Annotated in this window: 33 protein-coding genes and 2 pseudogenes; 11 read left to right on the forward strand and 24 right to left on the reverse strand. The window is 70.1% G+C overall.

What is annotated here, in order from left to right; all coding sequences use genetic code 11:
* The 5 genes and pseudogenes from IG08_RS0115220 to IG08_RS60660 all read right to left on the reverse strand — a co-directional run bounded on the left by IG08_RS0115220 (position 1) and on the right by IG08_RS60660 (position 4234).
* The gene (locus IG08_RS0115220) at positions 1-1122 is read right to left on the reverse strand and encodes a hypothetical protein (RefSeq protein WP_030601371.1); all 1122 of its coding nucleotides are present in this window, start codon (positions 1120-1122) and stop codon (positions 1-3) included.
* Between the two features lie 55 nt (positions 1123-1177).
* Entirely contained in the window at positions 1178-1495 is a 318-nt protein-coding gene (locus IG08_RS0115225) for a hypothetical protein (RefSeq protein ID WP_030601375.1), read from the reverse strand.
* Positions 1496-1673: 178 nt separating this feature from the next.
* Positions 1674-2041 (reverse strand): annotated as a pseudogene (locus IG08_RS61300) (IS701 family transposase); the annotation flags it as partial.
* A complete protein-coding gene (locus IG08_RS0115235; RefSeq protein ID WP_052424705.1) occupies positions 2038-3636 on the reverse strand; it encodes an alpha/beta hydrolase in 1599 nt (532 codons plus the stop codon). The pseudogene IG08_RS61300 and the gene IG08_RS0115235, both read right to left, overlap by 4 nt.
* Positions 3637-3892: 256 nt before the next feature.
* Positions 3893-4234 carry a hypothetical protein gene (locus IG08_RS60660; RefSeq protein ID WP_030601384.1) on the reverse strand — a complete coding sequence of 114 codons (342 nt, stop codon included), beginning with the start codon at positions 4232-4234 and terminating at the stop codon, positions 3893-3895.
* 428 nt (positions 4235-4662) lie between these two features.
* Here IG08_RS60660 and IG08_RS0115245 point away from each other — a divergent pair, with 428 nt between their 5' ends.
* Positions 4663-4848, forward strand: a complete 186-nt coding sequence (locus IG08_RS0115245) for a hypothetical protein (RefSeq protein ID WP_234342880.1) — start codon at positions 4663-4665, stop codon at positions 4846-4848.
* A gap of 321 nt (positions 4849-5169) precedes the next feature.
* On the opposite strand, the gene IG08_RS0115250 is transcribed toward IG08_RS0115245, so the two are convergent.
* The 5 genes and pseudogenes from IG08_RS0115250 to IG08_RS62470 all read right to left on the reverse strand — a co-directional run bounded on the left by IG08_RS0115250 (position 5170) and on the right by IG08_RS62470 (position 8426).
* Complete coding sequence (locus IG08_RS0115250; protein WP_030601387.1) at positions 5170-5913, reverse strand: methyltransferase domain-containing protein; 744 nt, start codon at positions 5911-5913, stop codon at positions 5170-5172.
* A 134-nt stretch (positions 5914-6047) separates the two neighbouring features.
* The gene (locus IG08_RS0115255) at positions 6048-6788 is read right to left on the reverse strand and encodes a class I SAM-dependent methyltransferase (protein WP_030601391.1); all 741 of its coding nucleotides are present in this window, start codon (positions 6786-6788) and stop codon (positions 6048-6050) included.
* A 277-nt stretch (positions 6789-7065) separates the two neighbouring features.
* A pseudogene (locus IG08_RS54205) lies at positions 7066-7480 on the reverse strand (VOC family protein).
* On the reverse strand, positions 7477-8061 hold the full coding sequence (locus tag IG08_RS0115265; protein WP_030601395.1) for a dihydrofolate reductase family protein: 585 nt from the start codon (positions 8059-8061) through the stop codon (positions 7477-7479). The pseudogene IG08_RS54205 and the gene IG08_RS0115265 overlap by 4 nt, the downstream one beginning before the upstream one ends.
* 239 nt (positions 8062-8300) lie before the next feature.
* The gene (locus tag IG08_RS62470) at positions 8301-8426 is read right to left on the reverse strand and encodes a hypothetical protein (protein ID WP_267964966.1); all 126 of its coding nucleotides are present in this window, start codon (positions 8424-8426) and stop codon (positions 8301-8303) included.
* 45 nt (positions 8427-8471) lie between these two features.
* Here IG08_RS62470 and IG08_RS0115270 point away from each other — a divergent pair, with 45 nt between their 5' ends.
* On the forward strand, positions 8472-8855 hold the full coding sequence (locus tag IG08_RS0115270) for a VOC family protein (protein ID WP_030601397.1): 384 nt from the start codon (positions 8472-8474) through the stop codon (positions 8853-8855).
* Between the two features lie 110 nt (positions 8856-8965).
* On the opposite strand, the gene IG08_RS0115275 is transcribed toward IG08_RS0115270, so the two are convergent.
* From IG08_RS0115275 to IG08_RS0115300, 6 genes are all read right to left on the reverse strand, one after another.
* Positions 8966-9310: an ArsR/SmtB family transcription factor gene (locus IG08_RS0115275; protein WP_030601399.1), complete on the reverse strand. Its 345-nt coding sequence runs from the start codon at positions 9308-9310 to the stop codon at positions 8966-8968.
* Positions 9307-9765, reverse strand: a complete 459-nt coding sequence (locus IG08_RS0115280) for an SRPBCC family protein (RefSeq protein WP_030601401.1) — start codon at positions 9763-9765, stop codon at positions 9307-9309. The genes IG08_RS0115275 and IG08_RS0115280 overlap by 4 nt, the downstream gene beginning before the upstream one ends.
* 198 nt (positions 9766-9963) lie before the next feature.
* The gene (locus IG08_RS0115285; RefSeq protein WP_030601405.1) at positions 9964-10869 is read right to left on the reverse strand and encodes an ornithine cyclodeaminase family protein; all 906 of its coding nucleotides are present in this window, start codon (positions 10867-10869) and stop codon (positions 9964-9966) included.
* A gap of 170 nt (positions 10870-11039) precedes the next feature.
* Positions 11040-11432, reverse strand: a complete 393-nt coding sequence (locus tag IG08_RS0115290; RefSeq protein WP_030601408.1) for a VOC family protein — start codon at positions 11430-11432, stop codon at positions 11040-11042.
* Positions 11429-11731, reverse strand: a complete 303-nt coding sequence (locus IG08_RS0115295) for an ArsR/SmtB family transcription factor (RefSeq protein ID WP_030601420.1) — start codon at positions 11729-11731, stop codon at positions 11429-11431. Before IG08_RS0115295 ends, IG08_RS0115290 begins: the two co-directional genes overlap by 4 nt.
* 157 nt (positions 11732-11888) lie before the next feature.
* A complete protein-coding gene (locus IG08_RS0115300) occupies positions 11889-12293 on the reverse strand; it encodes a hypothetical protein (protein WP_234342881.1) in 405 nt (134 codons plus the stop codon).
* 287 nt (positions 12294-12580) lie between these two features.
* On the opposite strand from IG08_RS0115300, the gene IG08_RS0115305 reads away from it, so the two are divergent.
* The gene (locus IG08_RS0115305; protein ID WP_030601428.1) at positions 12581-13129 is read left to right on the forward strand and encodes a heme-binding beta-barrel domain-containing protein; all 549 of its coding nucleotides are present in this window, start codon (positions 12581-12583) and stop codon (positions 13127-13129) included.
* 104 nt (positions 13130-13233) lie between these two features.
* Positions 13234-13989 carry a hypothetical protein gene (locus tag IG08_RS61305; protein WP_234342882.1) on the forward strand — a complete coding sequence of 252 codons (756 nt, stop codon included), beginning with the start codon at positions 13234-13236 and terminating at the stop codon, positions 13987-13989.
* A 145-nt stretch (positions 13990-14134) separates the two neighbouring features.
* Here the strand turns inward: IG08_RS61305 and IG08_RS0115315 are convergent, their stop codons facing one another.
* Positions 14135-15784: a sigma-70 family RNA polymerase sigma factor gene (locus IG08_RS0115315; RefSeq protein WP_030601433.1), complete on the reverse strand. Its 1650-nt coding sequence runs from the start codon at positions 15782-15784 to the stop codon at positions 14135-14137.
* A 176-nt stretch (positions 15785-15960) separates the two neighbouring features.
* On the opposite strand from IG08_RS0115315, the gene IG08_RS0115320 reads away from it, so the two are divergent.
* Together IG08_RS0115320 and IG08_RS0115325 are read left to right on the forward strand one after the other, a co-directional pair.
* Positions 15961-16380: an SsgA family sporulation/cell division regulator gene (locus IG08_RS0115320; protein WP_030601435.1), complete on the forward strand. Its 420-nt coding sequence runs from the start codon at positions 15961-15963 to the stop codon at positions 16378-16380.
* Between the two features lie 43 nt (positions 16381-16423).
* On the forward strand, positions 16424-17188 hold the full coding sequence (locus IG08_RS0115325; RefSeq protein WP_030601437.1) for an SAM-dependent methyltransferase: 765 nt from the start codon (positions 16424-16426) through the stop codon (positions 17186-17188).
* A gap of 7 nt (positions 17189-17195) precedes the next feature.
* On the opposite strand, the gene IG08_RS0115330 is transcribed toward IG08_RS0115325, so the two are convergent.
* Positions 17196-17837: a maleylpyruvate isomerase N-terminal domain-containing protein gene (locus IG08_RS0115330; protein WP_030601439.1), complete on the reverse strand. Its 642-nt coding sequence runs from the start codon at positions 17835-17837 to the stop codon at positions 17196-17198.
* Between the two features lie 115 nt (positions 17838-17952).
* Positions 17953-18882, reverse strand: a complete 930-nt coding sequence (locus tag IG08_RS0115335) for a LysR family transcriptional regulator (protein WP_063757774.1) — start codon at positions 18880-18882, stop codon at positions 17953-17955.
* Between the two features lie 175 nt (positions 18883-19057).
* On the opposite strand from IG08_RS0115335, the gene IG08_RS0115340 reads away from it, so the two are divergent.
* The gene (locus IG08_RS0115340) at positions 19058-19705 is read left to right on the forward strand and encodes a dihydrofolate reductase family protein (protein ID WP_030601444.1); all 648 of its coding nucleotides are present in this window, start codon (positions 19058-19060) and stop codon (positions 19703-19705) included.
* 134 nt (positions 19706-19839) lie between these two features.
* Here IG08_RS0115340 and IG08_RS0115345 read toward each other — a convergent pair whose 3' ends face one another.
* The 4 genes from IG08_RS0115345 to IG08_RS0115360 form a co-directional block, all read right to left on the reverse strand.
* A complete protein-coding gene (locus IG08_RS0115345) occupies positions 19840-20379 on the reverse strand; it encodes an HAD domain-containing protein (RefSeq protein ID WP_030601447.1) in 540 nt (179 codons plus the stop codon).
* 122 nt (positions 20380-20501) lie between these two features.
* Positions 20502-20777, reverse strand: a complete 276-nt coding sequence (locus IG08_RS0115350) for a hypothetical protein (RefSeq protein ID WP_030601449.1) — start codon at positions 20775-20777, stop codon at positions 20502-20504.
* Positions 20774-21346 carry a GNAT family N-acetyltransferase gene (locus tag IG08_RS0115355; protein ID WP_030601452.1) on the reverse strand — a complete coding sequence of 191 codons (573 nt, stop codon included), beginning with the start codon at positions 21344-21346 and terminating at the stop codon, positions 20774-20776. Before IG08_RS0115355 ends, IG08_RS0115350 begins: the two co-directional genes overlap by 4 nt.
* A 13-nt stretch (positions 21347-21359) precedes the next feature.
* On the reverse strand, positions 21360-22163 hold the full coding sequence (locus IG08_RS0115360) for an alpha/beta fold hydrolase (protein WP_030601455.1): 804 nt from the start codon (positions 22161-22163) through the stop codon (positions 21360-21362).
* Positions 22164-22283: 120 nt separating this feature from the next.
* On the opposite strand from IG08_RS0115360, the gene IG08_RS0115365 reads away from it, so the two are divergent.
* The 3 genes from IG08_RS0115365 (at position 22284) to IG08_RS0115375 (ending at position 23456) form a co-directional block, all read left to right on the forward strand.
* Positions 22284-22703: a hypothetical protein gene (locus IG08_RS0115365; RefSeq protein WP_043454306.1), complete on the forward strand. Its 420-nt coding sequence runs from the start codon at positions 22284-22286 to the stop codon at positions 22701-22703.
* Between the two features lie 86 nt (positions 22704-22789).
* Positions 22790-23092 carry a hypothetical protein gene (locus IG08_RS0115370; protein WP_030601459.1) on the forward strand — a complete coding sequence of 101 codons (303 nt, stop codon included), beginning with the start codon at positions 22790-22792 and terminating at the stop codon, positions 23090-23092.
* Between the two features lie 58 nt (positions 23093-23150).
* On the forward strand, positions 23151-23456 hold the full coding sequence (locus IG08_RS0115375) for a barstar family protein (RefSeq protein WP_030601461.1): 306 nt from the start codon (positions 23151-23153) through the stop codon (positions 23454-23456).
* Here the strand turns inward: IG08_RS0115375 and IG08_RS0115380 are convergent.
* A complete protein-coding gene (locus IG08_RS0115380) occupies positions 23441-23815 on the reverse strand; it encodes a VOC family protein (RefSeq protein ID WP_030601465.1) in 375 nt (124 codons plus the stop codon). The two genes, IG08_RS0115375 and IG08_RS0115380, sit on opposite strands and share 16 nt — an antisense overlap.
* A gap of 95 nt (positions 23816-23910) precedes the next feature.
* Between IG08_RS0115380 and IG08_RS0115385 the strand changes: the two genes are divergently transcribed.
* Complete coding sequence (locus IG08_RS0115385; RefSeq protein WP_234342883.1) at positions 23911-25419, forward strand: alginate lyase family protein; 1509 nt, start codon at positions 23911-23913, stop codon at positions 25417-25419.
* Positions 25420-25792 lie beyond the last annotated feature (373 nt).

The following is a 25792-nucleotide window of genomic DNA, read 5'->3' on the forward strand; positions in this document are numbered from 1 at the left end:
TTAGTACGTGCTGGTCTGCTCGGACGTAGAACCGTACACGTCGAAGTCCTGCGCGAGGCCAACCCGGTTGAGCTCTGCCACCTGCGACTGCTCCACGTCGATCAGGTTGACCCCGGCCTCCTCCCATTCCAGGTCGCCCCGATGCTCGCTGGGAGTCCCCCAGTCGTACCGCTTCTGCACCTCGACGTGGTACGTGATGACACCGTCCTCCTTCGTCCCGACGAGCCGGTACTCGAAGTTGTTGAGCCCGTAGTACCAGTTGCGCTCCGCGTCCCCGTCGATTCCCGACTCGCTCCCGGTCCACGTGGTGACGAACTCCCCCTCTGGTAGATCGCTCGCGATCTTGTCGAGGTCCGCCTTGACGTCCTCCTGGAACGGTGAGCAGTCGTTGTACAGGATGTCGGCGTCGATCTCATACGCTTCGCCGCTGCCTTTGAGGAAATGGTCGAGGAGGTCGGCCGCCTCGTTGTAACCGTGGTACTGGCGCAGCGCTGTTGAGACCCCCATCATCTGCAACTGGGCCGTGTAGTCCTCGGGTCCGGCTTTCCCGTCGGTCGCATTGCGGTTCTCGGTGCGGAAGGTGTCCTTCGTGCCGAAGACGATCGGCAGCACGTCATGCATCGACTCGTCGATTCCGTCGGCCTGACCGCACAGCTCCTTGACCCGCTCGGTGAAGGCCTGAGCCTTTGCGATCTCGCCCTCGTCCTCGCCCGTCGGTACCTCGTTGACCGGCAGCTCCTTGACCACCGTGTTGTCCGAGTCGACGTACATCCCCGCGTTGTTGATCTCGACCAGCAATTCCTCCACCTCGCGCTGGAGGTCGGTGAGGTTCTTGTGGTTGCCCCGGTCGTCACCGGAGCCCGAAATGATGTCGTCGAGGTACTGCGCGAGCGCCTTGGCCTCCTTGGCCACCGCCTCGATGTCCAGGCGGATGCTGTTGCACGTACTGGCCGCCTCGTCGGCGTCGCTGCCCTCCCAATGTTCCTTCTTCCCGATCGGGGAGGAGACGTCACTATCGAAGTCGCCGGCGGCCCTCTCCATGCCTCTGGCAACCCCCGCCCACCCATCGGCCGCGGCCTGCAGCTTGTCGATCCGCAATTCGAGTATGGAGCCGAACCTCACTGGTGTTCTCCCTCGCTGAGGTGGTGGTTGTCGATGTCGCCGCGGTAACCACAGCTCAGAGGGTGTCCTCCCACCAGTTCTTGGCGTCGTGCCACGCCTCGGTGAGCATGTTCTCGTTTCCGTCGTACGAGCTGGCGTTGAACCGCACGTTCTCCGCCGCTCTTTCGAGCTCGTCGCGCAGCAGCTTGTTGAGGTCCTCCCAGCGCTCCTCGAGCGTGCTGAGGCTGTGGCGGTAGGTCCAGCCCTCCGCGCCTCCGCTCTCGAGGTCATCCCGCGCGTCGTCGGCGACGCCCAACTGCTTCCTCACCTGGTCGATCATTGAATCCATGTCGTCGGCACGGCGCCGCATCCAGTCGGTGTCGGCCTTGGCCATGAGATCCCCCGTCGTCGTGGCACATGCGTACGACGATTATGTGAGTGAACCTCACAACCCGAACCTGCATCTATATAGGGTCCGCGAGCGAGAACAGGCCACGCGGCCGGACCTCAACTCGGCTTTTCCCGGGGCCCGCGATGTCGGCGCAGTATGAGCGAGCACGGCGAGGGTGCCCCGGGACCGGCGATGTGGAATGGCAGCGGCAGCAGGCGAGTTCGCCGGTGCTGCGGTCGCACCGGATCAGCAGCTGACGGTGGCCCTGCTCCGGGTCGGCGAGGCCGATGACGGCCCAGCCGTAGAGGCGGTGGCCCTTCGCGCCGCGTCCGGCCGGGAGTTCCTGCCAGGCCCGCCCGGGCAGCTTTGTCGCCAGCACATCGGCGCGTAACTTCCCTGCTTTGGTGGCCACTTCGGCCGAGCGGGCTACCGGCAAGGACATAGCCCAGGCCGCGCTCCCCCGGAGCAGCCCGCAGTTTCGGGTTGCCGCCGTAGACCTCGTCGCCGGTCACCGCCGATGCGGTGCCCGGCGTCCAGGAACCGATTCAGCTGTGGTCGGTCTCGAGATCGTACGGGTCCACGAGCCCCGCGCCAGGAGCCAGTTGTCGTGCCGCGGCCTGGTCGGTGCCCGGCCAGATCGCCGGGCAGTGGGTGTCCTTCGCCGGGGTCTCCAGGGTGGTGAGGTACGTGTCGACCGCCGCCCGCATGCAGGGGCTGCGCCAGTACGTGATGTGTCCGACGCCGTCGTACGTCAGCAGCCGCGCCTCCCGGCCCATCTGGCGGGCCGCGTTCGCCGCCCAGGCGTACGGCGTCGCCACGTCGTACCGGCTGTTGGTCAGCAGGATCGGCGGGGTGCCGTCCACCCGGAGCGGGTGCTGCGGGTTGGCGACCCGGTCCGTCCAGTTCTGGCAGCTGGTCAGGTACGACCAGCCCAGCGAGGCGACCCGGGTGAGCGGGGCGATGCGCGCCAGCTCCGTCTCGTACCGGGCCATCGTCGCGTACGAGGGAACGTCCAGGTCGAAGTCCTGGCACAGGACCGGGTCGTAGGTGAACGCCACCGGATCACCGGCCGCCGCTTGGGCGGAGGGCGCTTCCGAGGCCGTCTCCGTGGGCGGCTCGGCCACCACGCTCAGGTACGACAGGACGAGGGCGAACGTGGGCCAGTTGTCCGGCTCGTACATGTAGCTGTAGGTGGTGCCCCGGAGCGTCGAGGCGGGGAAGGGGCGGTTCGAGAGGGTGTAGACGAGGCGGCCTTCCTCGGCCGCCTGGTAGTACGACTTGTAGAGGGCGCGTACGTCCTTGCCGTACAGCAGGCAGCTCGGCGTGCGCTCGCACCAGTCGGCGAACAGGCCGAACGAGGCCTCCAGGGTCTCGGTGCGGCTCTTGAGGATGCCCCACGCGCCCAGGCTGTGGTCCATGTTCGAGTCCAGCACCATCGCGCGGACCCGGTGCGGGAACAGCTCGGCGTACTGCTGGCCGATCAGCGTGCCGTACGAGCCGCCCCAGTAGCTGATCCGTTGCTCGCCGAGGGCCGCGCGTATCGCGTCCATGTCGTACGCGACGCTCTTGGTGTCCATGTGGTCGGCGAGCGGTCCCGACACCTCGCGGCAGTTGTCGGCGAGGGCGCGGTTGGCCTGGCGCAGCGTCTGGAACGAGGCCTCGTCGGTCGGGCTCAGCGCGGCCCGCCGGGCCTCCACCTTCTCCCCGTCGCAGTGCATCTCCGAACTGCCGCCGATACCGCGTGGGTCGAATCCCACGAGGTCGAAGCGGGCGACCACTTCGGGGGAGAAGGAGAACGGCGCGCTCAGCGCGAGGTTCACCCCGGACTGGCCCGGGCCGCCCGGGTTGAGCAGCAGCGGGCCGATCCGCCGGGCGGGGTCGGTGGCCCGGTGCCGGGCGAGAGCCAGGTCGACGGTCGTGCCGTCCGGGTGCTGCCAGTTCACGGGAACGGTGAGGGTCCCGCACTCGAAGTCGCCCTCGCCGTAAGGCGATTCACAGGGCACCCAGGCGATGGAGCCGGGGGACGGTGACGTGGGGGTGGCGGCGACGGCGGTGCCGATCAGTAACTGGCCGAGCAGCGCGACGACCGCCGCGACGACGGCCGGCCGTCTGCGGGCGGGGGTGACGGATGTGGGGGACGGCACGGAATGTTCCTCCAGGGCACGGGAGTTCATGGATGGATCACAGCATGATCCGAACTCCCGTGCCCTGCCAAGTAAATGATGGTCCGTCAGTCAGCTGGGCGAGCAATTCCTCTTGGCGCTCCAGCTGTTGATCGGGGGAACTTCGGCGCCGGGCACGGTGGGCGTCATCGGTGGAAAGGGGCGGCTCCAGCTCCCCGCAGAGCCCCCTCTGTCCCCGCCCTGGGGGCGGGGACATATTCCGGCTGAGCAGAGCGTGTCAGTGCTCGTGACGCGGATGGATGCGGAGATGGACCCACGGCAGAAGCGCCGCCAGCATCAGGCAGGCGCCCTCGAACTGCCAGGGTGACGCTGTCGCGAGAAGCGCCAGCGCCTTTGCCATCAGATAGGGACCGATGACCGATCCGGCAACTCCTGCGACGGTGTTGAGTGTCCGAAGCGCCTGTCCGGACTCCCCTTCCGGCACAGAGGCCTTCAAGGCCGGGCCGTCCGGGGTCGTCGTGATCGACACGTAGGCGGAACCGGTGGGCTCCCCGGCGTCGAGTACGAGCACTCCCTCGTCTTCTTCGTTGCTGTGAGTCGGCGGGTCGTTGACGGGCATGGCCGGACCTTTCCGGCCGGTTCAGGATGGGGTGTCGGGTTAAGTGGGAACCGGCCTGATCGGCTGCACGGCGCCACCTCCTTTTCGACTCGTGGGCGGACATGGACTTCCCGTCGGACGCCACCGGCTCCCCTCACGTCAGCGGCGTCCGCCGGGGCCGCAGCTCAGCGCTGCGTTTCCCCCATCGCCTCATGGGAGGCGCGGTTCCACAGCCCCGTGTCTGCAGTGCCCGCGCCTCCCAGCGAGGCAGGACCCACCGTAGCAAATATGGTGCGTTAACGCACCGATCTGATGGCATTCTGCTGCGTTCCATGGCAGACTTGCAGATCAGAAAGCCAGGGCGGACAGAACGAGAAGAGAAGGAGGGGCTGCACATGGGAGGACAGCCGGTTCGTTCGTTGCGTCATCCTGCGAGTGAGCGGTACTCCGTGACACTCGTTCCGCCGACCGTGCAGGCGGTCGCCGAGCTCACCGAGGCCACCGGGCTCAGCAAGGCGGACGTGATCAACCGCGCGGTGCAGATCTACGCCTATCTGGAGGCGCAACGGGCACAGGGGCAGGAGATCCTGCTACGGGACCCGCAGGGCGCCCTGGAGCGGGTGCACATCGTCTGACGGCGGCCCCGCCCGGGAAGACGTCTGCTACACCGAGCTCACCCTTGTCGGGGTCCCCGGCGAAATCGCCGACTTCGCATGCGACCTGGCGGTTGCCGACTAGGAGTGCTGTTCGGGGAGGTCGGTGATGCGGCTGCGGTCCCCCCACGCCCTTGAGGCAGTGAGGGAGTGCGTGCCAGACCCCGCGACGCCGACATGATCCGCCGGACAGGCCCTCGCTCCAAGGGCCCTCGTGCTCCGTCCGGCAGTCGGCGGCCGGCGGTTGCCGGCTTCCGGGCGGAGCACGTCCGTGTCGTGACCGCTTCCCGCCTTGAGTTCAGGTCAGGTGTCCGTCACCAACAGCCGATAGCCGACGTCGATGGTGTCTCGCGCGAGCAGGTCGGCGTGACGGTGGTGCCAACTGCCGTTCGCCAGGTCGTCGGTGAGCCTTGCCAGGCCCGGGGCGAGGGCGTCTTCTCCGGTCTGGGCGAGCATGGAGATTCCGGCGCGCACCTGTGGGTCGAGGTAGGCGTGGGGGCGGCGCCAGAAGGCCGCGCCGAAGCCGTCCGTGCAGTCGTGTGGGACGTGTACGGGCTCCTGGTGTGCTCCGCCGAGCAGGGTGGCCAGCCGGTCGATCGGGGTGGCGCGGGTGTCGTCGTAGGCGGCGGCCTGGGGGAGGTATTCGCGTACGAGCCAGAACTGCTCGCGGAAGAACTGCTGGTCCCAGGTCAGGATGACGATACGGCGGCGGGCGACCCGGCGGAGTTCGGCGATGCCCGCCGCGAGGTCGGTCCAGTGGTGGACGGTGAGCAGGGCCATGACGGCGTCGGCGGCGTTGTCGCGCAGCGGGAGGTGTTCGGCCACCGCGCGTACGGCGGGCGCGGACCGGGGTGGGCGCTGGGCGAGCATGGTCTGGCTGGGCTCGATGGCGAGGACCGTCTGCGGTGGCTCGTAAGAACCGGTGCCCGCCCCTACGTTGATCACGTCCGCGGCGTTCCCGAGCGCCACGTGAATCTGGGCGGCGATCCGCGGATCGGGCTGCCGGGTACGGCCGTACGCCGTGCCGAGCGTGTCGTAGATGGCCATGCCTCACAGTATGCGGAGAGGCATGGCCTTGCCGGGGCCGCTCCGCGCGAGGCCATGAGAGGACAACGAGGCGCTCCTGGGCTTTTTTCGGAGGTGACTGCCTGACTCCAGAGCGACTTCAACGCGGTCGGCCGTCAGGCGCGGCAGCGCAGCATCTGCAGTGGGGGGTTGGCGAGGCAGTCCGCCCAGAAGTCCGCGCCGAACCTGTGCACGCCGGCGTCGGAGATCTCCAGGGGGACCCAGGTCAGCTCGCTGAATCCGGCCGCCCGCAGACACTGTTCGTAGACCTCGCGGGGCGGGCAGGTTCCGACGAACGAGATGGGCGGGTCGAGCAGCGCCGTGATCCGCACCCGCGGTCCGGTCTCGATCTCCTCGCCGGTCAGTTCGCAGAGAAAGCCGTACTTGGCCAAGGACGGCCCGTCGAAACGGTAGTCGGGGGTCTGGGCGAGCAGGAAGAACTCGGCGCCGGGCTTGAGGCTCCTGCGCACGTTGCGGCACATCCGCTCCATGGCGGCGACGTCCTCCGCGTAGTGGAGCAGCTGAACCCCGGTGGCGACGTCGAAGTGCCGCCCGAGGGGCCGCAGTTCGGACACATCGCCCACCTCGTAGCGCACGCCCAGCGGATCGCGCTCCTCCAACCTCTGTGCCACGGCGACCATTTCACCGGAGATGTCGACTCCGAGCACCTCCGCGGCGCCACGCCGCTTGAACTCCCTGCTGTAGTAGCCGGTGCCGGAGGCCAGGTCGAGGACCGCCTTGCCGTGCACGTCCCCGACCATGCCCAGGAAGCTGGGCACCTCCCCGTACTGCGCCAGTGGCAGGGACTTGAAGCCCTCGAACGCCTCACCGATCTCGTCGTACAGCTGCACGCTCACCGTGGTGTCCTCCCCTGTACTTCGTCAGCTCCCAGGCCTCGGCCCCCGTCGTCCGGGACATGCCGCGGCCTCTGGCGGGCAGTCTTCCCGCACCGCGACAGATCGTCGTACCGGCAGAACCACGAAGATGCGGGCCTCGTCCCGGCCTTGTGTACAGGGAGGCGTACGGGTTCGAGCGGAGTAATTGTCAGGACCTGTGGATGGGGTGGAGATGCCGCCTCGCGCTGCGCCGCGCCCGCCCCGAAGCGAAGCTTCTTCGCTCCGCTCACCGGACCGCTTAGGAGAAGTCCGCGGCGGTGATGCCGTCGGGGTGTCCAGGCGGCCACTCCACCAACTCGATCTGGTAGCCATCCGGGTCGGTGAGCCACGACGTCTTCGGGCCGCGAGGCCCACCCGGGTACTGGACAGGTTCCGGCTCCAGGCCGGCGTCGGTCAGCCGCTCCAGGGTGGCGGCCAGTGCGTCCACCTGGATCGCGAGGTGGTCGAAACCGCTGCCCACGTCGACGCGTCCGCCAACGGGACGGTGGACCAGTTCGAGCGAGGCGCCGGTTCGCCGGGGAACTTGAGGATCACGAGGTGACTCCCCCGTCTCCGCCGTCGGCCCTGCCCAGCTCGACGTAGCCCAAGGCGGTGCAGAACTCGAGCGAGCGGTCCAGGTCGGTGGCGCGGTAGGCGACGAAGAGCGTCTTCATGCGGCCTCATTGGGGCGGCGTACCCGGTAGCGGAGGTGCGTGACGTCTCGGTCCTCGAGCCGTCGGACGAGGTCGAGTTCGATGTGATCACCACCGAGGTGGTCGAAGAGTCGTCGGCCGTCCCCGAGGAGGACCTGAACCAGGTGGATCTCCATCTCGTCGATGTGCCCGGCTCGGAGGAGCGCTTGGGCCGCACCCGCCCCGTGGACCATGACCGGCCGGTCCCCGGCGGCCGCGCGGGCCTGACGGGCGCAGTCCTCGACGTCGGTGACGAAACGCGCGTGGCCTGGTGGCACGTCCCCGTCATCCACATGGTGGGTGAGGACGAAGATCGGCACACCGTCGTGATGGTCGCCCTGCCAACGCCCGGCGAGTTCGAAGGTCCGACGGCCGGAGATTACCGCGCCGGTCGCCAGCGCCTCGCGATAGACCTGTCCGCTGGGACCGTCGGATTCCCGGTCGTCGAGCCAGTTGAAAAGACGTCCACCGGCGCGTCCGAGCTCCTGGCCCGGTCGATCGTCCGGACCGGCAACGTAGCCGTCGAGCGACATCGACATGTACAGCCGAATCGGATTGCTCATTCTGGCCTCCATCTCTCCTCCATGGCATGAGGATGCTCCGCTTTTCGCCCCATCGGGGCGGCAATGTCAAAGTGGAAGACTTCAGGCAGCAGGCAGACTCATCGGCCTGACGAGGCGTAAATCAAGAGCAGTCGATCAGTTGCGGTGATTCAGGCTGCGTGAGCCTCGGGGCGTTCGACGAGCCGACCGCGTTCGAAGCGAGTTCCGGTCCGCACGAGGGCGACCAGGTGGGGCGCCGTTCACGGCCCGCCAGCGGGTCTGGGCGGACTCGTCTGATGGTCGGCCTGCCACTGCTGGGTGAGCAGGGTGACGGTGGCCGGGGACAGGCCGGCTGCGGAGCCGAGGAACTGCTCCAGCGCGGGCACGAAGTCCCCGGAGGACAGGCCTGGGGGCCTCGGATAGGCTCAAGCATGCGATCCCGAACAGGCGGCATGTGGTGGGGGACCACGATCGAAGCCCCGGACCCCAGCGGCTTGGCGAGGTTCTATGCCGAGCTCCTCGATTGGCCCATCGGGCACGAAGAGCCGGGAACAGCCATCGTGGCCGCCTCCCCGCAAGGGCCGTTCTTCGTATTCCAGCGGGCGGAGGGTTACCGGGCTCCGGTGTGGCCACCGGCCGACGGCGACCAGCGCCCGATGATGCACTTCGACTTCCAGGTCGGCGACCTGGACTCGGCGGTCGCCGAGGCGGTCGCCCTGGGCGCCATCGTGGCGGAGTTCCAGCCGCAGGAAAATGTACGAGTGCTCTTCGACCCTGCTGGGCACCCCTTCTGCCTGTGCCGCGATGACAATTAGTCAGGCGACGTCTATCGGGCCGTGGCGGCGAAAAACTCCTAGCAGAGCGGGGAGCGATTGGCTGGAGGAGACACCGCCCTGCACAGGGGCCCGTGGCGGCACTGCGTAGTTCAAGGCCGCGTGTCCTCTTCCGCCAGCTCCTTGATCGCGTCAAGGCGGTGTTCCCACTGGGTGGCGAGGGCGTCCATCCAGCGCATTGTCTGTTTGAGGGGTTGCAGGTCGGCTTCGTAGCGGACCTCGCGCCCGGCCCGGTGAGCGCGTACCAGTCCCGCGCGGTCGAGGACGGCGAGGTGTTTGGCCACCGCCTGGCGGGTGACGGGGAGGCCCGCTGCCAGGGATGTCGAGGTGGCGCCGCCCGAGCGGGCGAGCATGGCGAGCACTTCCCGGCGGATCGGGTCGGCCAGAGCCACCAGGACGTCCTCGGGTGCCTGTTCGCCATCGGCGGTGCGGGTCATGCCTTGGTCTGTTCGCAGTCCGCGCGCAGCTGTTCGAGCTTGCCGGGCCAGTTGCGGCTGTTGGCGCGGTGACGGTCGGCGGCCTCATCGGCCGGCAGGCCGAGCCTCGCGAAGCCGCTCTCGACGACGGTGAGTCGGGTGCCTCCGGTGGAGTCGTCTTCGGTCAGCGTGAACTCGACCAGGGTGGCGTTGCTGTCGTTCGGCTCTTCGCCGGCAGCCCCTTGCGACCACCGCCAGGAGAAGACGCGTGGCGGCTCGACGGTCTCGATACGGGCGGGAATGACGCCATGGACGCCGTGGTCGAAGACGAGCAGACCGCCGGGGTGCAGGTCGATCTTGACCGGCTCTCCGTTGCCGAACCAGCGGCCGAGGAAGGCCGGTTCGGTCAGCACGGACCAGACCCGCTCCACGGGGGCGTTGATCGTGATGGTGCGTTCGATCGTGTCGGAAAGCATGGCAACCCCATCTCGTCCGGATGCGCTACCTCAAGGTTGCACATCCGGACCCTCTCGCGCAACCAAGTGGTTGCGCATTGAGTGAGCGGCGCGGAGCGCCCCCGACGCGCATCGAGCCCACGTCGCTCATTCCGGCAGGAGTTCTCAATGCTGCGGACAGGTGGTGCAGATGGTGGTCGGCTCGGATGGCAACGGCCCCTACTGAGGGACGGCGTCACACAGCGCCGCCGCCACCGCGACCTCCGTGCCCGCCAAGCCGACCGAGCAGAAGACCGTGATCTGGTCCGGGTCGGTCCTGCCCGGTGCCGCCCCGGCGAGGATCGCGCCGAGGTCCGCCATCCGGTCGGTGGCGAACACGTGCGGTTCGGGGTAACTCGCCGCCTGGGCAAGGGAGTCCGTGAAGGTCAGGTGGGCCCGCGCCTCCAGGGCGGGGGGAATCTCGTGGTGGGGGATCGATTTGGGGCCCAGGGTCGACACGTGGGTGCCCGGGGTGATCCAGTCGGCTTCCAGGACCGGCTCGGTGCTGTTGGTGGCCACGATGACCACGTCACGATCCCGGACCGCGTCCTCGACCCGGGACACCGCGCGGGTGGGGACCTTCAGCTCCTCGGTGGCCCGGCGGGCGAAGTCCGTGGCATGTTGCGGGCGGCGGGACGCCACCGTGACGTCCTCGATGGGCCGTACCGCGCGGAGGGCCCACAGCTGTGTCCACGCCTGCGTGCCCGTGCCCACCAGTCCCACGCGGACGGGCCCGGGGTTGGCCGCCGTATCCACTGCTACGGCGCCGATCGCTCCGGTCCTGCGCGGGCCGAGCTCCGTGCCGTGCACGAGGGCGCGGAGCCTGCCGCTTCGGGCATCCCATACGGCCACCAACTGCTCGGCGCCGGCGAAGGTGTCGTAGACGCGAAAGCCGAACAGCCCCTGGGCGCTCAGGTGCCCGGTGGTGAAGACCAGGTCGCCCTCGCCGAGGTCGGCGCGGGTGCGTGGCGGGGCGTGGAGTGTGCCGGCGTGGTGGGCGAGGAGGGCCGACCGTACGGCGTCGACGGCTGTTGCCGCGTCGAGGTGGTCGCGCACGTCGGAGTCGTTGAGCACCAACGGGAACACGGGGTACGCCCTTCGGAGCGGGTGGTGTCGGACAGCCGCTGAGTCGATGAGGTCGATGAGCCGGAGAGTCGACGGGCCGGAGAGTCGATGAGCCGGAGAGTCGACGGGCCGGAGAATCAGGGCGAGGCTCCGGTCGCCGCCGCGGCCGAGCCCCGCACGCGGCCGGCCGCCTACTTCGGCTGTGTCGCGATCTGGATCAGGTTGCCGCAGGTGTCGTCGAAGACGGCGGTGGTGACGGGGCCCATCTCCAGGGGCTCCTGGGTGAAGCGGACGCCGAGGTCGCGCAGGCGTTCGTACTCGGCCTTCACGTCGTCGACGGCGAACTGGGCGAGCGGGATGCCGTCGTTGACGAGCGTGTCGCGGTAGGCCTTGACGGCCGGGTGGCCGGCGGGCTCCAGGAGGAGTTCGGTGCCGGCGGGCTCGTCGGGCGAGACGACGGTCAGCCAGCGGTCCTTCTCGCCCAACGGGACGTCGTACTTCTTCACGAAGCCGAGGATCTCGGTGTAGAAGTGCTCGGCCTTGGCCTGGTCGTCGACGAAGACGCTGGTCAGATGGATCTTCATGGGGTGCTCTCCTCCGGTCCGGGTGTGTCGGGCCCGGGCCACCGCTCGGCGATCTGCCGCAGCGGGGCCGTGTTCAGGTCGTGGAACTTGTAGCGGCCCTCCCGCCTGGTCTCGACGAGCCCGGCGGCCTCCAGTACGGCGAGGTGCTGGGAGACCGCCTGGCGTGAGATACCGAGCCGATGCTTCATGCTCAGTCGCGCGCAGATCTCGAACAGTGTCTGTCCGGACCTCTCCGTGAGCTCGTCGAGGATGGTGCGGCGGGTGGGGTCGGCCAAGGCTTTGAAAAGGTCGTCGGCCACGACCACAGGATAGGCAAGTGTCCACTTGCCTATCAAGTGCCGGAGCCGTGCTCGGTGCCGCGGCGGGCGATCAGCGGCTTCAAGCCGAGGTCCCTGACCGGCCGCAGCCGGGCAGCCGCAGCCGAGGTCAGGTCAGGTCAGGTCAGTTCAGTTCAGTTCAGTTGGTGATCGTGACGCAGGGCAGGCCCACGCTCGCGCCCCCGCGGAAGCCTTCCGCGCAGAGCCTGGTGCCCGCCGGGAAGTGACGCTGGGGGTACGCCTGGTCGCGGTAAGTCCTGAACGCGGCGACGTCCTCGACCTTGGTGTTGGCGCTCCAGCCGTTGGTGGTCCACACGCGGGCGCTGATCCGGTTCGGCTGGTTGGTGTTGACGACCGACACCTCCACCCTGCCCAGGTAGGTGCCGCTGTCGTAGGTCTCGATGCAGACGGAGTTGTTGCACCACTTGCCGTCGGCCGCCGCGGGCGGTCCGGCGGCGATGACGCAGCCGAGTGCGCCTGCCGCGGTTCCGATTCCCGCGACGATCTTCTTGGTGATGTAGTGCATGGCAGCGACCTCAGGCATTCTTCCGGGCCCCACATGGAGGCGATGGATCCTGTCGTTTCGTCTCTCGGGGCCGGACAGATTGATCACGCCGTCCGATATGTCAGGCCCGAGACGACCAACGCCGGCCAAGATCACGAGTTACGCCGCTCCGCCGCCGTATCCGGCATGATCGGCGGATGGACGCGCGAGCCGCGCACCGGCCTGGGCATCCCGGTCTGACGGGAGCAGCGCCCTAAGCTTCCGCCTGCTTCCGCCCACTCCGTCCGCCTCACCCGGCACCCGCCCACAACCCAAGGAGCACCGCCGTGTTCGACCCCTCACCGGACCACTCGCACCCATACCCCGACGCCCACCGCCCGGACGAGGCACCCACCCCGCACCCTCTGCTCGCCCCCGTGCTCGCCCTCCTCGGCACCTGGCTCGGCCGCGGCCAAGGCGGATACCCGACGCTCGCCGAGGACTTCACGTACGCGCAGGAGGTCACCTTCAGTCACGACGGCCGCCCCTTCCTCCGTTACGAGGCCCGGGCCTGGCTGCTCGACGCCGACGACGCCCCGCTGCGTCCGGCGGCCCGGGAGGGCGGCTGGTGGCGGCTGCAGCCCGACGGAGGGGTGGAGGCACTGATCACGCAGCCCACCGGCATCGCGGAGATCGCGGTCGGCCAGGCCGCCGAGGGCACGGTCGACCTCGCCACCCACGACGTGGCCCTCACCCCCACGGCCAAGGAGGTCACCGCCACCCGGCGCCGCTACACCCTGGCCGACCCCGACACACTCACCTTCGTCCACGAACTCGCGGCGGTCGGGCAGCCGTTGCAGCACCATCTCTCGGCAACTCTGCGCCGCGAGCGGTAGGCCGTGGCGCAGGTCATGCAGGGTTATTCAGGGTGAGTAGAGGTCAGCGCGCCCTGAGTACCGGTACTCATGCCCGCCCCGCCGCCCGCGCCCAGACTTCGAGCATGAGACGACTTTCCGGGGAAAACCCCCTAATTCACTGGGTACTTGGCCGGAGCCGACGCCCCTCCCGCGTCCGCCGCTCCGCCCGCATCCGCCTCGGTGCGGCGCCGGCGGCGTTGTGCGCACTCGCCCTCGCCGCCTGTGGCACCGAGCGCCCGGGGGACGGTGACCCGAAGGCCGGGCTCGAGGACCGGGTGGAGGCCACCGTCAGTTCGTCCGCGGGCTCCCCCGACCCGGAGGACGACGGCAAGGGCGATGCCGAGTTCCTGGTGTTCATGCAGCTTCTCAACTCCGTTGCCGAGCCGTGCGTTCCGGAGTTCGAGACCCCGGATCTGGAGGAGCTGGGGGAGACGGAGGAGCCCAAGTGGACGGGTACGGCGATGCCGCCCGAGCCGCCCCTCCCGGACGAACCGCCGCCCTCCGAGGAGCCCGCGGACCCCGACGCCGCCAAGAAGGAGGTGCCCCTGAGCTCCGTCGAGAAGTGCACGGCCCGCGCCCATACCCGTCGCATCTCGAAGGCGCTGAAGGGCACGCCCGACCCGACACCGCGGCAGGTCGGGGACGTCCTGCGCGACCTCGGCTACATCGACGAGCGGGTCCGCGGCTCCCAACAGTCCGGCGGAGACGTGGAGTTCATGCTCGACCTGCGGGTGCTGGGCAGCTCGCTGTGCCTGTCCGGCAGCACGAGCGGCACGAAGACCGTCGTCGAGTCGTACGGCGGCCACCCGGAGGTCGACTGCCTGGACGTGCAGCGCTGAGCGCTCCGCTGGTTGTGCGGTTCTTTTGCCGCGGGCCCGGTGGGGGCTGGTCGCGCCCACGCGGCGGAGCCGCATATCGATGCAGCCCCGCGCCCCTGAAGGGGCGCGGTTCCGCGGCCGACTTCACCAGGTCCGCTTGGAGCCCTCAGCCCTCGCAGCCGTGTCCGGGGGTCGACGGGTCGGGTGTGGGTTCGGTCGTGGTGGGCGGTTCGGTGGGGGTGGGGGTCTCCGGTGACGGCTCCGCGGGGGTCTCAGGTGCGGCCGGCGTCGGGTCGGTCGCCACCGGAGTCTCCTCAACAGGCGCGGGGTCCACGGGAGTTGGGGTCTCCGGCTCCGGAGTGGGCGAGGGAGCCGGCGACGCGGGGGTTTCGCCGTCCTCGGACGGGGCCCCCGTCTCCGGAGTCTCGTACGACGGCGGGCTCTCCTGCACAGGCACCTCCGGCTCTTCCTCCACCGGTTCGGCCGGCGCAGGATCAGCCGGTTCAACCGGAGCAGGATCAGCCGGTTCAACCGGAGCAGGGTCAGCCGGTCCAGCCGGAGCAGGATCAGCCGGTTCAGGGGCAGGATCAGGCCCAGCCTCCGGGGCCGTACCCCCGTCCCCCGACCCGGTGGACTCGTCCCCCGAGCCCCCACCCCCCGACTCCACCGAACTCACCGTGGACGCATCGGAGTTGTCCGCCGCGACCACCACACTGTCGGCCGCGCCGCTGCCGCTGCCGCTGCCGGCCGAGAACACGACCGCGTCGCCCTCCTGGGTCTCCCCCGACCCGACGGACACCTCACGCCCCGCGCCCGGCACCGGCCCCTGAGACGGCCCGGCCGCCGGCCCCTGCGTCAGTGGCTCCCGGGCCGCCGGCACCACGGAGGCACCGCCCGAACCGAGCGCGATCACGATCGCGAGGGCCGCGCCCGTCACCGCCGTGCCGACCGCGATCGCCACCGGCGCCTTCACCCCGGCCGCGACGGTCCCGGCACTGCCTCCGCCGGCCGCGCTCACCGCACCCGTGGCGCCCGCGAGCGAGGGCAGCAGGAACTTGCCCGCGCCGCCCAGCGCGAAGACCAGCAGCGCCGGTCCCACCAGAGCGGGGAGCTTGTCGTTGGCGCGCATCAGCACGGCGAGCCGGGCGCTGCAGTCGTCGCAGGCGTCCACGTGGCCGAGGAGCCGCTCGGACTGCCGTGCGGTCGCGCTGCCGCGGACGTACGCCGGCATACGCACCCAGTGGACCTCGCAGGCGGGGTCGTCCGGGGCGTCGGTCTGCGTGCTGAGGAAGGCCTGGCGCATGCCCTCGCGGGCGCGGTGCAGCAGTACGGCCGTGGCGCCCTGCTTGGCCCCGATGCGCTGACCGACGACCTCCAGCGACTGCCCCTCCGCCTCCGCCAGCCACAGCGCCTGCACCCAGCGCTCGGGGAGTTGGCCCAGGACGCGGGCCAACAGGTCGACGGAGGACGCCCGTTCGGCCGGGTCGTCGCCGGAATCGGCGCCGTGGAGGGCCACTTCGACCCGCTCGGGGGCCGAGGGATCCTGTGGCGTCTCCCGCACGGCGGTCCCGACGGCGGACGCGAGGTGCCGCACCGTCGTCATGAGATACGCCGGTACGTTGTCGATCTCGTGCCCCGCGGACAGTCGCCGCCAGACACGGAAGTGCGCCTCGGCGACGAGGTCTTCGGCCGCCCAGGAGTTCCGGGTGAGCGAACGTGCGTAGGCGACGAGGCGCGGGTGCTGTTCCTCGAAGATCCGGGTGTACGCGACGGTGGCGGACGCCTGCGCAGGCACGGTGATGGGGCCGTCGGTCATGGCAGGAACTCCAGTTGCCTGCTGATGGGACAAGGGTTTTGTTAGAACAAAGCCATTTTGTAAGCCCAGATGACAAAAACTTCAAGCAATCACAGGGAGTCGACAGGTGATACAGGTCACACCAACCGTCTTGGGTGGCCGCGTAATACGCAGACCCTCCGCAGGCTCGTAGAGGCATGAACACCACCACCCTGAAGCAGCCCGTCCGTGCCCGCCTGGTCACGCCCGACTACCCGGAGCTGGCCGTACGCCCCACGCTGCGCTACGACTCCGCCGATCCGTACGCCGTACACATCGACTTCCCGGCCCATGTCTCCGCCGACGGCGAGGGCCTGACCTGGATGTTCGCCCGCTCGCTCCTGGAGGAGGGGCTGGAGACGCCCGCCGGCGTCGGTGACGTCCACATCCGGCCGTGCGGATGGGCCCGCACCATCCTGGAGTTCCACTCACCGCTCGGCCTGGCCGTGATCCGGTTCAGCTCGGGCGCCCTCCAGCGCTTCCTGCTGCGCACCTACGACGTCGTCGAGCCCGGCACCGAGAACCTGGGGCCGAGCTTCGAGCACGGCCTCTCGTCCCTGCTCGGCGATGCCGTATAAACCCGGTGTCCGGGTCAGGCGTGCGCGGCTACCGTGGCGGCCCATGACCGACACCGAACTCCCCCCGCGCCTGACCCGGCTCACCTTCCACGGCCCCCTCTCCGAGGCCCGGGCCGCGCGGATCGTCGACAGACTCGCCGGGGCGGCCCCCTCGACGGTGCTGGACATCGGCTGCGGTTGGGGGGAGCTGATGCTCCGCGTCCTCAAGGCGGTACCCGGGGCGAAGGGCGTCGGGGTCGACCTCAACGGCGACGACCTGGCCCGGGGACGCGCGAACGCCAAGGCCCGTGCGCTGGCCGAGCGGGTGCAGTTCGCCGAGGAGTCCGCCGTAGGAACGTCACGGGGACCGGCCGACCTCGTCCTCTGCCTCGGGGCCGGCCACGCGCTGAGCGACGCGCAGCCGCCCCATCACACGGCCGAGGCCCTCGATGCGCTACGACGGATGGTGGCGCCCTCGGGGCGTGTCCTCCTCGGGGAGTCCTTCTGGCAACGACCGCCCGCCGAGGCCGAGTTGGCCGCGATGTGGCCGGACGCGCGTGCCGACGAGCTCCCTGACCTGGCCGGACTCGTCGATCTCGCCGTGGCCGCCGGGTTCCGGCCCGCGTGGATCGAGACGGCCGGCGGCGAGGAGTGGGAGGAGTTCGAGTCCGGCTACCAGGCCGACGTGGAGGAGTGGCTGGCCGCCCACCCCGACCATCCGCTGGCCGAGGAGACGCGCGAGCGCGTGGACCGGCACCGGACGAGCTGGCTGCGGGGGTACCGAGGCGTGCTCGGGCTGGCCTATCTCACGCTGGTTCCCGTGGGCTGAGACGGGCTCACGCACCCCGCGTGCCGTACCAGCGCCACTCGGTGAGCCGTGGGCGGTCGGGGAGGGCGATACGGCCGGTCGCCCAGAGCAGGGTCTCCCAGGCATCACTGCCGACGGTGACGTGAGGGAAGAGCCTCCGCAGAACCCGTGCGCACAACTCCCCCGGCGGCGACCACTCCAGGTTCAGCGCCTCGGCGACGTCATGCAGGTGGACGAGGATCTCGACCACGGCCATCGCGGCGAAGCCCTCCGGGTCCGAGGGCCCGAAGACGTGGTGGGCGACGGTGGTCGGGGGCGCCGTACGCAGGACGGACACGAGCAGGCCGCCGCACGCCTCCACGACGGTCAGGAGGCCGTCGGGACCGTCGGGGCCCCGCTCGACGAAGATGACACCGTCCGGCCCGCCGCTCCGCTCGCTCCGCGTCCGGAACGGCAGCAGCCCGGACGTCGGCGGCTTCGCGAGCCCGAACCTCGCGGCGTAGGTGAACAGGTCGTCGGCCAGATGCTCGACGGTCTCCCAGCACGTCCACTCCAGCGTCCCCGCCTTGGCCTCCCAGGCCTCGGGGTCCGCGCCTTTGAGGGTGCCGACGGCCAGAGCGACGGCCCGGCGGACGTCCTCCGCGTCGACCGCGGTGTCTGCGCTGCGCATGCGGAGGATCGTAGCGAGTGGCTGTGACAGCGGACCGCGGCGCCCGCTGGGTCCTCGGCGAGCTCGACGGTCGTGAGGTGTGGCCGCGCTGCCGCCCTGCCGCGCTTCTGTCTCGTCAGCGCCGGTCCGCACTCGTGCCGGCCCGGCTGACCGGTGTCGGCTCTCCCGCCTCGTCGCGGTTCGGTAGCCGGGGCTGTGCTGCCAGGATCTCGATCAGCGCGGTCGCGGCGGGTGGGTCCGGCGGGTCGCCGAAGGTGGCGGCGTAGATCCGGCGGGCGTTGCCGGTGAGCCGTGTGGTGTGGATGCCCGGCGCCCGGTGGGCCCGCAACGCGAGTCCGTTGAGGATGGCGACACCCATCCCGGCGGCCACCAGCGCCTGGGCGACGACCGTGTCGTCGCAGGAGTAGGCGATGCGCGGGGAGAATCCGGCGCCTTCGCATGCCGTGATCGTGGCGGCACGGCAGCGTTCGCAGCCGCCGACCCAGGCGGAGTCGCGGTGGTCTTCGAGACGCTGGTGGGGTTGGTCACTGACGAGGTAGAGGGGGTCGTCCAGCAGGTGGGTGAGCCGGAATCCCTCCTCCTCCGGAGTGTCGGTATGCCGGAAGATCAGGGCGATGTCTACGTGCCCGGAACGCAGCATCTGCAGGCCCTCGACCGGATGGGCATCGACGAGGTTCAACTCGATTCCCGGGTACGTCCGGGACAGTTCGGCGGCTGCCTTCGGTACGAGGGTGCTGAGGACCGTCTGGAAACCGGCGAGCCGTACCCGTCCGGCACGGAGTCCCACGCGGGCGGCCAGCTCGACGGACGCGGCGTCCACTCGCCCCAGAATCTCCGTGGCCCGCTGCGCCAGGAGTTCGCCTTCGGGGGTGAGCCGGATACCGCGGCCCACTCGCTGGATGAGCCTGGCTCCGATGGCGGCTTCCAGCCGACCCAGGTGGTGGCTGACCGACGGCTGGGAGTACTGCAGCTCCTTCGCCGCCTCGGTCACCGATCCATGGCGGGCGACCGCCTCCAGCACCTTGAGGTGCGTCAGGTTCAGCATGGATTAAGTATGTCTATGAGACTTCGGAAGAATTGGCATTAGACGTCATGACATCGGGCGGCCATCCTCGTCTCATGACCGAGCTGAACCGAGTTTCATGACCGAGCTGATCCGAGTTTCATGACCGAGCTGAACCGACGGAGTTCGACCAGCAGAAGGACAGGAGTCGCCAGCCATGTCACATGCCCGCGTCCACAACTTCTCCATCTCGCTCGACGGCTTCGGCACGGGTGACGTTCAGAGCCAGGACGCGCCGTTCGGCCACGCCGGCGAACGGCTGCACCAGTGGATGTTCACCACCCGGTTCTGGCACGAGATGACCCGCCGGCCCGGCGGGACCGCCGGCCTCGACGACGCCTTCGCGCAGCAGTTCGCGCCCGGCATCGGCGCCGAGATCATGGGCGCCGGGAAGTTCGGCCCGCCCGGATGGCACAAGGACCCGGAGTGGAAGGGGTGGTGGGGTCCCAACCCGCCGTTCCACACACCGACCTTCGTCCTCACCCATCACCCGCGCCCGTCGATCGAGATGGAGGGCGGCACGACGTTCCACTTCCTCGACACCTCGCCCGCCAAGGCGCTCGAGACGGCCCGCGAGGCCGCAGGTGACCAGGACGTACGGATCGGCGGGGGGCCCACCGTGATCCGCGACTTCTTTGCCGCCGGGCTCATCGACCGCATGCACGTCGTGGTGGTCCCGATCCTGCTCGGCCGAGGCGTACGCCTCTGGGACGGACTGGAGGGCGTCGAGAAGGACTACGAGGTCGAGGCCACGTCCTCGCCCAGCGGAGTCACGCATGTGACGTTCACCCGCGCGGGTCTCTGAGCCACCTCGCGCGGGTCTCTGAGCCACCTCGCGCGGGCCTCTGAGCCGCCTCACGCGGCGGGCCTCTGAGCCGCTGCACGCGGGTCTCGTCGAACGGCGGCACCGAAGCGTTGAGCCATACGCCGTTTGCGACGTCACAGAGTGCGTGCGAAGGCGTCGAGGGCTGCGAAGTCCGCGCCCCGCAAACCCAGTCGAGGGTCGACCCAGTGGAGCAGTGCCGGTCCGTCGTGGTGCTTGGCGACGAACTCCCGGTCCGTGTCGTCGAGTTCGTCGTCGACCCAGGCGAAGGGTCGGCCCGCGGCGTGGGCGACGAGGTAGCGGGTCTTCCAGAAGGTGCCGGACGGGCCGGTGCCAAGCATGGTGGGCCAGTCGACGACGGGGAGGTCCGGGAGGCCGAGGACGGGGGCGATGAAGGTGTTCGCCTCGACGCCCCAGGTGGTCGCCCAGACCAGGTCGTACAGGTCGGCCAGCTCGCGGAGTTCACGGCCGTGGCCGGCGTTGAGCCAGACCCGCAGCGGCTTGACGTAGGCCCGTGGCATGCCGGGGTGCTGGGCCAGCCAGCCCTCGGGCTTCATACGGTGGGTCGAGTAGCCCGCCGGGCGGCGCTCGGGCTTCGCGGCGTAGGGGTTGAGCGGGCCGTCCACGTCGAGGTAGAGGAGGGGGCGGAGGTTCATGTCGTTGCCCCCTCTTCGGCTATTCGGCTCTTCGGCTCTTCGGCGGGGTGACTGCGTCGAGCGTAGCTTCGGCCGTGCTGCCAGGCCGACCCAATTTCCTTCGTGGGCCGCCGACTTGGGCGTTACGTGTGGCGCATGACCTGGTAGATCGTCTCCGCCGCCGGGGACTGGTGAGGTACGTCGTGCCAGCCGATCTCCCCCGCACGCTTCACGATGGCCTGGCGGGCGGCCTCGGCGGCCGCTTCGTCCTCGAAGAAGGCGATGGACAGGCCGTTCCCGGTGGCCGGGTCCACGAGGTGGTACGCGGCGTGGACTCCGGGGACGCCGGCGGCCGCTTCCAGGACCCAGTCCCGGTCGTCGTCGGGCATGGGCTCCCATACGGCTACTCGCGCGATCATTGCTTCCTCCCGTTCTCCCAGTCCGACTGGGTGAGGACGTACTCGACCTCGCCGTGCTCGCAGCCCTCGACCCGCTCCGACCAGGTGCTGGTGTAGGTCCGGAGATATGTCAGGCCCGCCTTCTCCATGACCCTCCGGGAGCCCGCGTTGACCGTCATCGTGTTGGCGGTGATGTGTTCCACCCCCAGGTCGGTGAACGCCTTGTCGATCAGGGCGCGTGAGCCTTCCGTGGCATATCCCTTCCCCCAGGCGGCCTTGTTCAGGCGGTAGCCCAGTTCGACGACGGCGACGCTGTGCTCGTCGAGGGGGCGGAGCTCGAACCAGCCCAGGAAGGTGCCGTCGGTCTTCTTCTCGGCGGCCCAGAAGCCGCGGGTTCCGAGGCCGGGGTAGTCGTGGAGGAAGGCGGGCAGGGTCCGGGTCCGGATCGCTTCGAGGGGCGTCGGCCTGCCGCCGTTGAGGTAGCGCATGACCTCGGGATCGTTGTCCAGGGCGTACACGTGCTCGACGTCGGATTCGGCCTCGGTGAACGCCCTCAGCACCAGGCGCCCGGTCTCCAGGAAGACGTGCATGCCTCGCTCCTCCTCACTCGCCGGCGTCGAACTCCTCGATCGCCGCGTGCAGTTGGTCCGGCCGGTCCAGGTGTACGTCGTGCGCGGCGTCCGGGATGACAGCCTGCCGTGTGTCCGGGCGGCGGGTCAGCATGTCGGCCGCCTCGGTCGGGAGCACGGTTCCGGAGGCCCCGCGGACCAGGAGCGTCGGGCAGCGGATCCGCGACCACTCCGACCAGTGGGCGGCCGTCGCCGGCTCCGCCATCGTCTCGATCATCGTCCCCCGGTCGAAGCGCGGGTGCCAGCTGCCGTCCCGTTCCTCCAGCCCTCGGGCCCACGCCTCGTGCCCCAGGAAGGCCGTCGCCTCCTCCAGGGACGCGAACGCCGTCGGCCAGCTGTCCAGCCAGGCCGCGATCACGGCGGGGAGTTCCGGGCTCGGGCCCGCCGGACCCGCCTCGATCAGGACCAGGGACCGCACCAGGGCGGGGTGGGCCGCCGCCAGCAGCATCGCCGTATGACCGCCGAGGGACTGGCCTACGACGGTCACGGGGGCCAGCCCGAGCTCGTCCACCAGGCTTACGGCGTCCTCGACATGGGCGGCCCGCGTCACCGTCGGCGGGCGGCGGGTGCTCGCGCCGTGACCGCGGGCGTCGTACGCCACCACACGGCGGCCGGCCGACAGCAGGCGGTCCGCCAGGTCGTCCCATTCGCCGAGGTGGCCCGCCAGGCCGTGGAGGAGCAGTACGGGGGGCTTGGACGCGGGGTGCGGCGGGGTGCGGTCGCGGTAGGCGATGCGGGTGCCGTCGGGGGTGGTGAGGTGGGTGGTGGGGTGGGTCAACCGGCCGTGCCCTCCTCGGGCTGTGACGGTCCTGTTGCCGGAACTGTGGGCTCCGCCACAGCCGTACGGGATCCGTCCTGTTGGACTCTGCGGATCCAAGTCGATCAGATCGGGGCCGCGATGCGGAAGAACCTCCCCATCAGGCTCCGCCGGCTCGCCGTCCTCGCGGGGGCCGTCGCGGCCGCCGCGTACGCGTGGGGGCTGCTGCACGTCGCCGGCGCGGTGATGGAGGCGGAGGACGGCGGCACGGACTCGGCACCGATCCGGCCCTGCCGTACGGCGGGCTGGCCGGAGCGCGAGAGGGGCGGCGCCGGGATCGTCGACTACTCGGTGAGCTTCGTCCCCCTCGGGTTCGCGTGCGAGACGCAGGGCGGCGGGAGCTACACCACCGAACACGTCCCCGCCTACGTCAATCCCGTCGCCCTGGGCTGTGCCCTCGCCGCCGCCGGTCTCGGGGTCTCCTCGGGGTACGCGTCGGAGCTCCGGGCCAGGGCGGAGGCACGGAAGCGGAACCGGTCCGCCGCGGAGCCGGAGGCTTGACAGTCCTCGACTCAGGTTCAGGGTCGTGAGGGTGCCGAGAGCTAGCCTCGGCCCATCGGTCGATGTCCGAGCGGCAGGAGGCAGACATGGCGAAGGTTCCCAGCGCGGTGGTCGCGGCGAGCGGTCTCGTCGGCGGCTACGGCGTGGCCCGCTGGACCAGGAAGCGGCAGCTGGGCGGGGCCGTACTGGCCGTCGCCGGGGCCGCTGCCGCGCAGCAGTGGCGGCAGCGGGCCGGCGGGAAGGCAGCGGGCGCCCTGACCGTGGCCTACGTCGCCGCCTTCGCCGGATCCCACCCGCTGGCCAAGAAGGTGGGCGCCTGGCCGGCCGTGTTCACCGTGGCGGGCGCCGTGGCACTGGCGTCGTGGGCGGTGGCGGACCGGAACGCCTGAGCGGGCAGGGCCCGTTGTTCCGTCGCCCGGCCGAAGCGGTGCCCGCTACGCTCCGGCGATGCCGAAGACCACGCCGACCGAGCTCGTGGTGGACCTGCGGGGCCGCCCCTTCGACACCCTCGAACAGTTCTGGGACGCCCTCACCGAGCCCCTCGGGCTGCCGGAGTGGTTCGGCCGGAACACCGAGGCACTGCGCGACACCCTCCAGGTCGGCGGCATCTCGGACGTGATCGACAGCCACGACGTGGTGATCGTCCACGTCGACAAGCAGGGCATCTTCACCCGCCGGGACCGCGAGACACGACACCTGCGCAGCGCGTTCGCCGGCAAGCAGGCACGGCTGGTCATTCACGTGCCGTCCTGAGCGGCCCGGTGCGTCAGCACGTTCACCACCCGCCCGTTCGGGTCCCGTACGAAGAACCGTCGTACGCCCCACTCCTCGTCCCGCAGCTCCCGTACGACCTCCGCACCGGAGCGCACCACCTCGGCGTACACCGCGTCGACGTCCTCGACCTCCACGCTCAGGTCGGGGACGACGGGCCCGGTGCGTTCCTCGGTGAACAGGCTGACCTGGGCGGTGGGGTTGGCGGGCGAGGCAAGCGTCATCACCCAGCCCATGTGCATGACCTCCTCGAAGCCGAGCAGACCGTAGAAGTCACGGCTCGTGCCCATCGCCTCCTCGGACGCGACCTGGATGTTCGGGACGATCCTGCGGACGGTCATCGGCACGGCTCCTCACGACCACGGGTCGGCTTTCTGTTATCGCCCGCCCCACTCTCGCGTCTCCTCCCCGTCCCCTGTCCACAGGCACGCGAGGAATGACGCACGTGACTTCACAGATCAGCCGCCGCAGCATGCTCAAGGCAGCCGGAGCCGTAGGAATAGCCACGACCGCCGCAGCCTCCGTCACCACCACCCCCGCCGCCGCGGCAGGCACCGCCTACGCGCACCCCGGCCTGCTGCACACCAGCGCCGACCTGAGCCGCATGGCCGCGAAAGTGAAGGCGGGGGCCGCCCCCTACACGGCCGGCTTCGCCAAGCTGACCGCCAACCGCCATGCGCAGAGCGGCTGGACGGCCAACCCGCAGGCCACCGTCGTCCGCGGAGGCACCGGCCAGAACTACGTGACCCTGTACAACGACGTCCACGCCGCCTACCAGAACGGCCTGCGCTACCACGTCAGCGGCGACAGCGCCCACGCCGACACCGCGGTCGCGATCCTCAACGCCTGGTCGGCCAAGCTCACTTCACTCGCCGGCAACGCCGACCGCTTCCTGGCCGCCGGTCTGTACGGCTACCAGATCGCCAACGCCGCCGAACTCGTCCGTGACCACCCCGACTTCGAGCTCGGCCGCTTCCAGGAGATGCTGAGCAAGGTCTTCGCACCGCTCAGCGACAGCTTCCTGGTCAAGCACAACGACTCGGTCGTCTCCAACTACTGGACCAACTGGGACCTCACCGCGATGGCCTGCGTCCTGGCCACCGGCATCTTCTGCGACGACAAGGCCCAAGTCGCCCGCGCCGTCGACTACTTCAAGCACGGCGAGGGCCTCGGCTCGATCAAGAAGGCCATACCCGTCGTGTACGACGACGGACTCGCCGAATGGCTGGAGGCCGGCCGCGACCAGGGGCACGCGCTGCTCGGCGTCGGCCTGATGGGCACGTTCTGCGAGATGGCCTGGAACCAGGGCATCGACCTGTACGGCTACGACGACAGCCGCTTCCTCAAGGGCGCGCAGTACGTGGCCAAGTGGGCCATGGGCGGGGACGTGCCGTTCACCCCCAACACCCGTGCCAAGGGCGCGATCGCCGGCTGGTCGGGGCGGGAGACGGTGACCGAGGCCGCGGCTGTCGACCCGGCCATGACCCGCCCCATCTGGGCGATGATCGCCAACCACTACACCAAGCGACGGGGCCTGTCCGCGTCCTACCTCACCCAGATCGCGGCCAAGTCCGCACCCGAGGGTGGCGGCGGAGACTACGGCCCCAACAGCGGCGGCTACGACCAACTCGGCTTCGGCACGCTGGCGTTCACGCGGGACAAGGCGAAGGACACGTCGGCGTCTCCGAGCGCCGCCCCGTCGGCGACGGCGTCCTCGTCCGCCTCCGCCCCCGCCTCGGACCCCCGCCCGCAGACGACGACCACGGCTTCCGCCTCCGCCTCCGCCTCTGCCTCTGCCTCTGCCTCTGCCTCCGAGGGGGACCTCGCCGCCACGGGCTCCAACGACATCGTCGGCTGGTCCGCCGCCGCGGGCATCACCGCCGTCGCAGGCGGACTGCTCCTGCTGCGCCGCCGGGACCGGGTCCGCAACGGCTCCGCCGAGTAGACGCCATCCCACCGCGGGGGTACGCGCCCCTGGGGGCTCCGCCCCCAGACCCCCGCTCCTCAAACGCCGGAGGGGCTGGATTTTCAACGCCGGCCGGTGCAATTCAGCCCGTCCAGCGTTCGAGGACGAAACGACGACCATCCTGAACCCCCACCCACCTGCTGGGGGCTTGGCTTCCAGGTGGGGGCTTGGCTTCCGGTGGGGGCTTGGCTTCCCGGTGGGGGCTTGGCTTCCCGGTGGAGGCTTGGCTTCCAGGCGCCCGGCCGGCGTATTCAGCCCGTCCGGCGTTTGAGGACGAGGCCGTTCAGGCCGACAGCGGGGGTCTGGGGGCGGCAGCCCCCAGGGACGGGACGGGTAGGGGCGGCGGGGGCGA

The sequence above is a fragment of the Streptomyces fulvoviolaceus genome (assembly GCF_000718165.1).
GTDB lineage: Bacteria > Actinomycetota > Actinomycetes > Streptomycetales > Streptomycetaceae > Streptomyces > Streptomyces fulvoviolaceus.

Bases quoted from the DNA above. Each gene is read 5' to 3' on its own strand.
- IG08_RS0115315 (WP_030601433.1), bottom strand. From the start codon at position 15,784: ATGACCGACGGCCCCATCACCGTGCCTGCGCAGGCGTCCGCCACCGTC.
- IG08_RS0115385 (WP_234342883.1), top strand. From the start codon at position 23,911: ATGACGCACGTGACTTCACAGATCAGCCGCCGCAGCATGCTCAAGGCA.
- IG08_RS0115265 (WP_030601395.1), bottom strand. From the start codon at position 8,061: ATGAGCAATCCGATTCGGCTGTACATGTCGATGTCGCTCGACGGCTAC.
- IG08_RS0115290 (WP_030601408.1), bottom strand. From the start codon at position 11,432: ATGAAGATCCATCTGACCAGCGTCTTCGTCGACGACCAGGCCAAGGCC.
- IG08_RS0115350 (WP_030601449.1), bottom strand. From the start codon at position 20,777: ATGATCGCGCGAGTAGCCGTATGGGAGCCCATGCCCGACGACGACCGG.
- IG08_RS0115345 (WP_030601447.1), bottom strand. From the start codon at position 20,379: ATGAACCTCCGCCCCCTCCTCTACCTCGACGTGGACGGCCCGCTCAAC.
- IG08_RS0115225 (WP_030601375.1), bottom strand. From the start codon at position 1,495: ATGGCCAAGGCCGACACCGACTGGATGCGGCGCCGTGCCGACGACATG.
- IG08_RS0115375 (WP_030601461.1), top strand. From the start codon at position 23,151: ATGCCGAAGACCACGCCGACCGAGCTCGTGGTGGACCTGCGGGGCCGC.
- IG08_RS60660 (WP_030601384.1), bottom strand. From the start codon at position 4,234: ATGCCCGTCAACGACCCGCCGACTCACAGCAACGAAGAAGACGAGGGA.
- IG08_RS0115355 (WP_030601452.1), bottom strand. From the start codon at position 21,346: ATGCACGTCTTCCTGGAGACCGGGCGCCTGGTGCTGAGGGCGTTCACC.
- IG08_RS0115270 (WP_030601397.1), top strand. From the start codon at position 8,472: ATGCGATCCCGAACAGGCGGCATGTGGTGGGGGACCACGATCGAAGCC.
- IG08_RS0115380 (WP_030601465.1), bottom strand. From the start codon at position 23,815: ATGACCGTCCGCAGGATCGTCCCGAACATCCAGGTCGCGTCCGAGGAG.
- IG08_RS0115370 (WP_030601459.1), top strand. From the start codon at position 22,790: ATGGCGAAGGTTCCCAGCGCGGTGGTCGCGGCGAGCGGTCTCGTCGGC.
- IG08_RS0115330 (WP_030601439.1), bottom strand. From the start codon at position 17,837: ATGCGCAGCGCAGACACCGCGGTCGACGCGGAGGACGTCCGCCGGGCC.
- IG08_RS0115300 (WP_234342881.1), bottom strand. From the start codon at position 12,293: ATGCCTGAGGTCGCTGCCATGCACTACATCACCAAGAAGATCGTCGCG.
- IG08_RS0115325 (WP_030601437.1), top strand. From the start codon at position 16,424: ATGACCGACACCGAACTCCCCCCGCGCCTGACCCGGCTCACCTTCCAC.
- IG08_RS0115275 (WP_030601399.1), bottom strand. From the start codon at position 9,310: ATGACCCGCACCGCCGATGGCGAACAGGCACCCGAGGACGTCCTGGTG.
- IG08_RS0115250 (WP_030601387.1), bottom strand. From the start codon at position 5,913: ATGGCCATCTACGACACGCTCGGCACGGCGTACGGCCGTACCCGGCAG.
- IG08_RS0115335 (WP_063757774.1), bottom strand. From the start codon at position 18,882: ATGCTGAACCTGACGCACCTCAAGGTGCTGGAGGCGGTCGCCCGCCAT.
- IG08_RS0115365 (WP_043454306.1), top strand. From the start codon at position 22,284: ATGCGGAAGAACCTCCCCATCAGGCTCCGCCGGCTCGCCGTCCTCGCG.
- IG08_RS0115340 (WP_030601444.1), top strand. From the start codon at position 19,058: ATGTCACATGCCCGCGTCCACAACTTCTCCATCTCGCTCGACGGCTTC.
- IG08_RS61305 (WP_234342882.1), top strand. From the start codon at position 13,234: ATGAGACGACTTTCCGGGGAAAACCCCCTAATTCACTGGGTACTTGGC.
- IG08_RS0115320 (WP_030601435.1), top strand. From the start codon at position 15,961: ATGAACACCACCACCCTGAAGCAGCCCGTCCGTGCCCGCCTGGTCACG.
- IG08_RS0115280 (WP_030601401.1), bottom strand. From the start codon at position 9,765: ATGCTTTCCGACACGATCGAACGCACCATCACGATCAACGCCCCCGTG.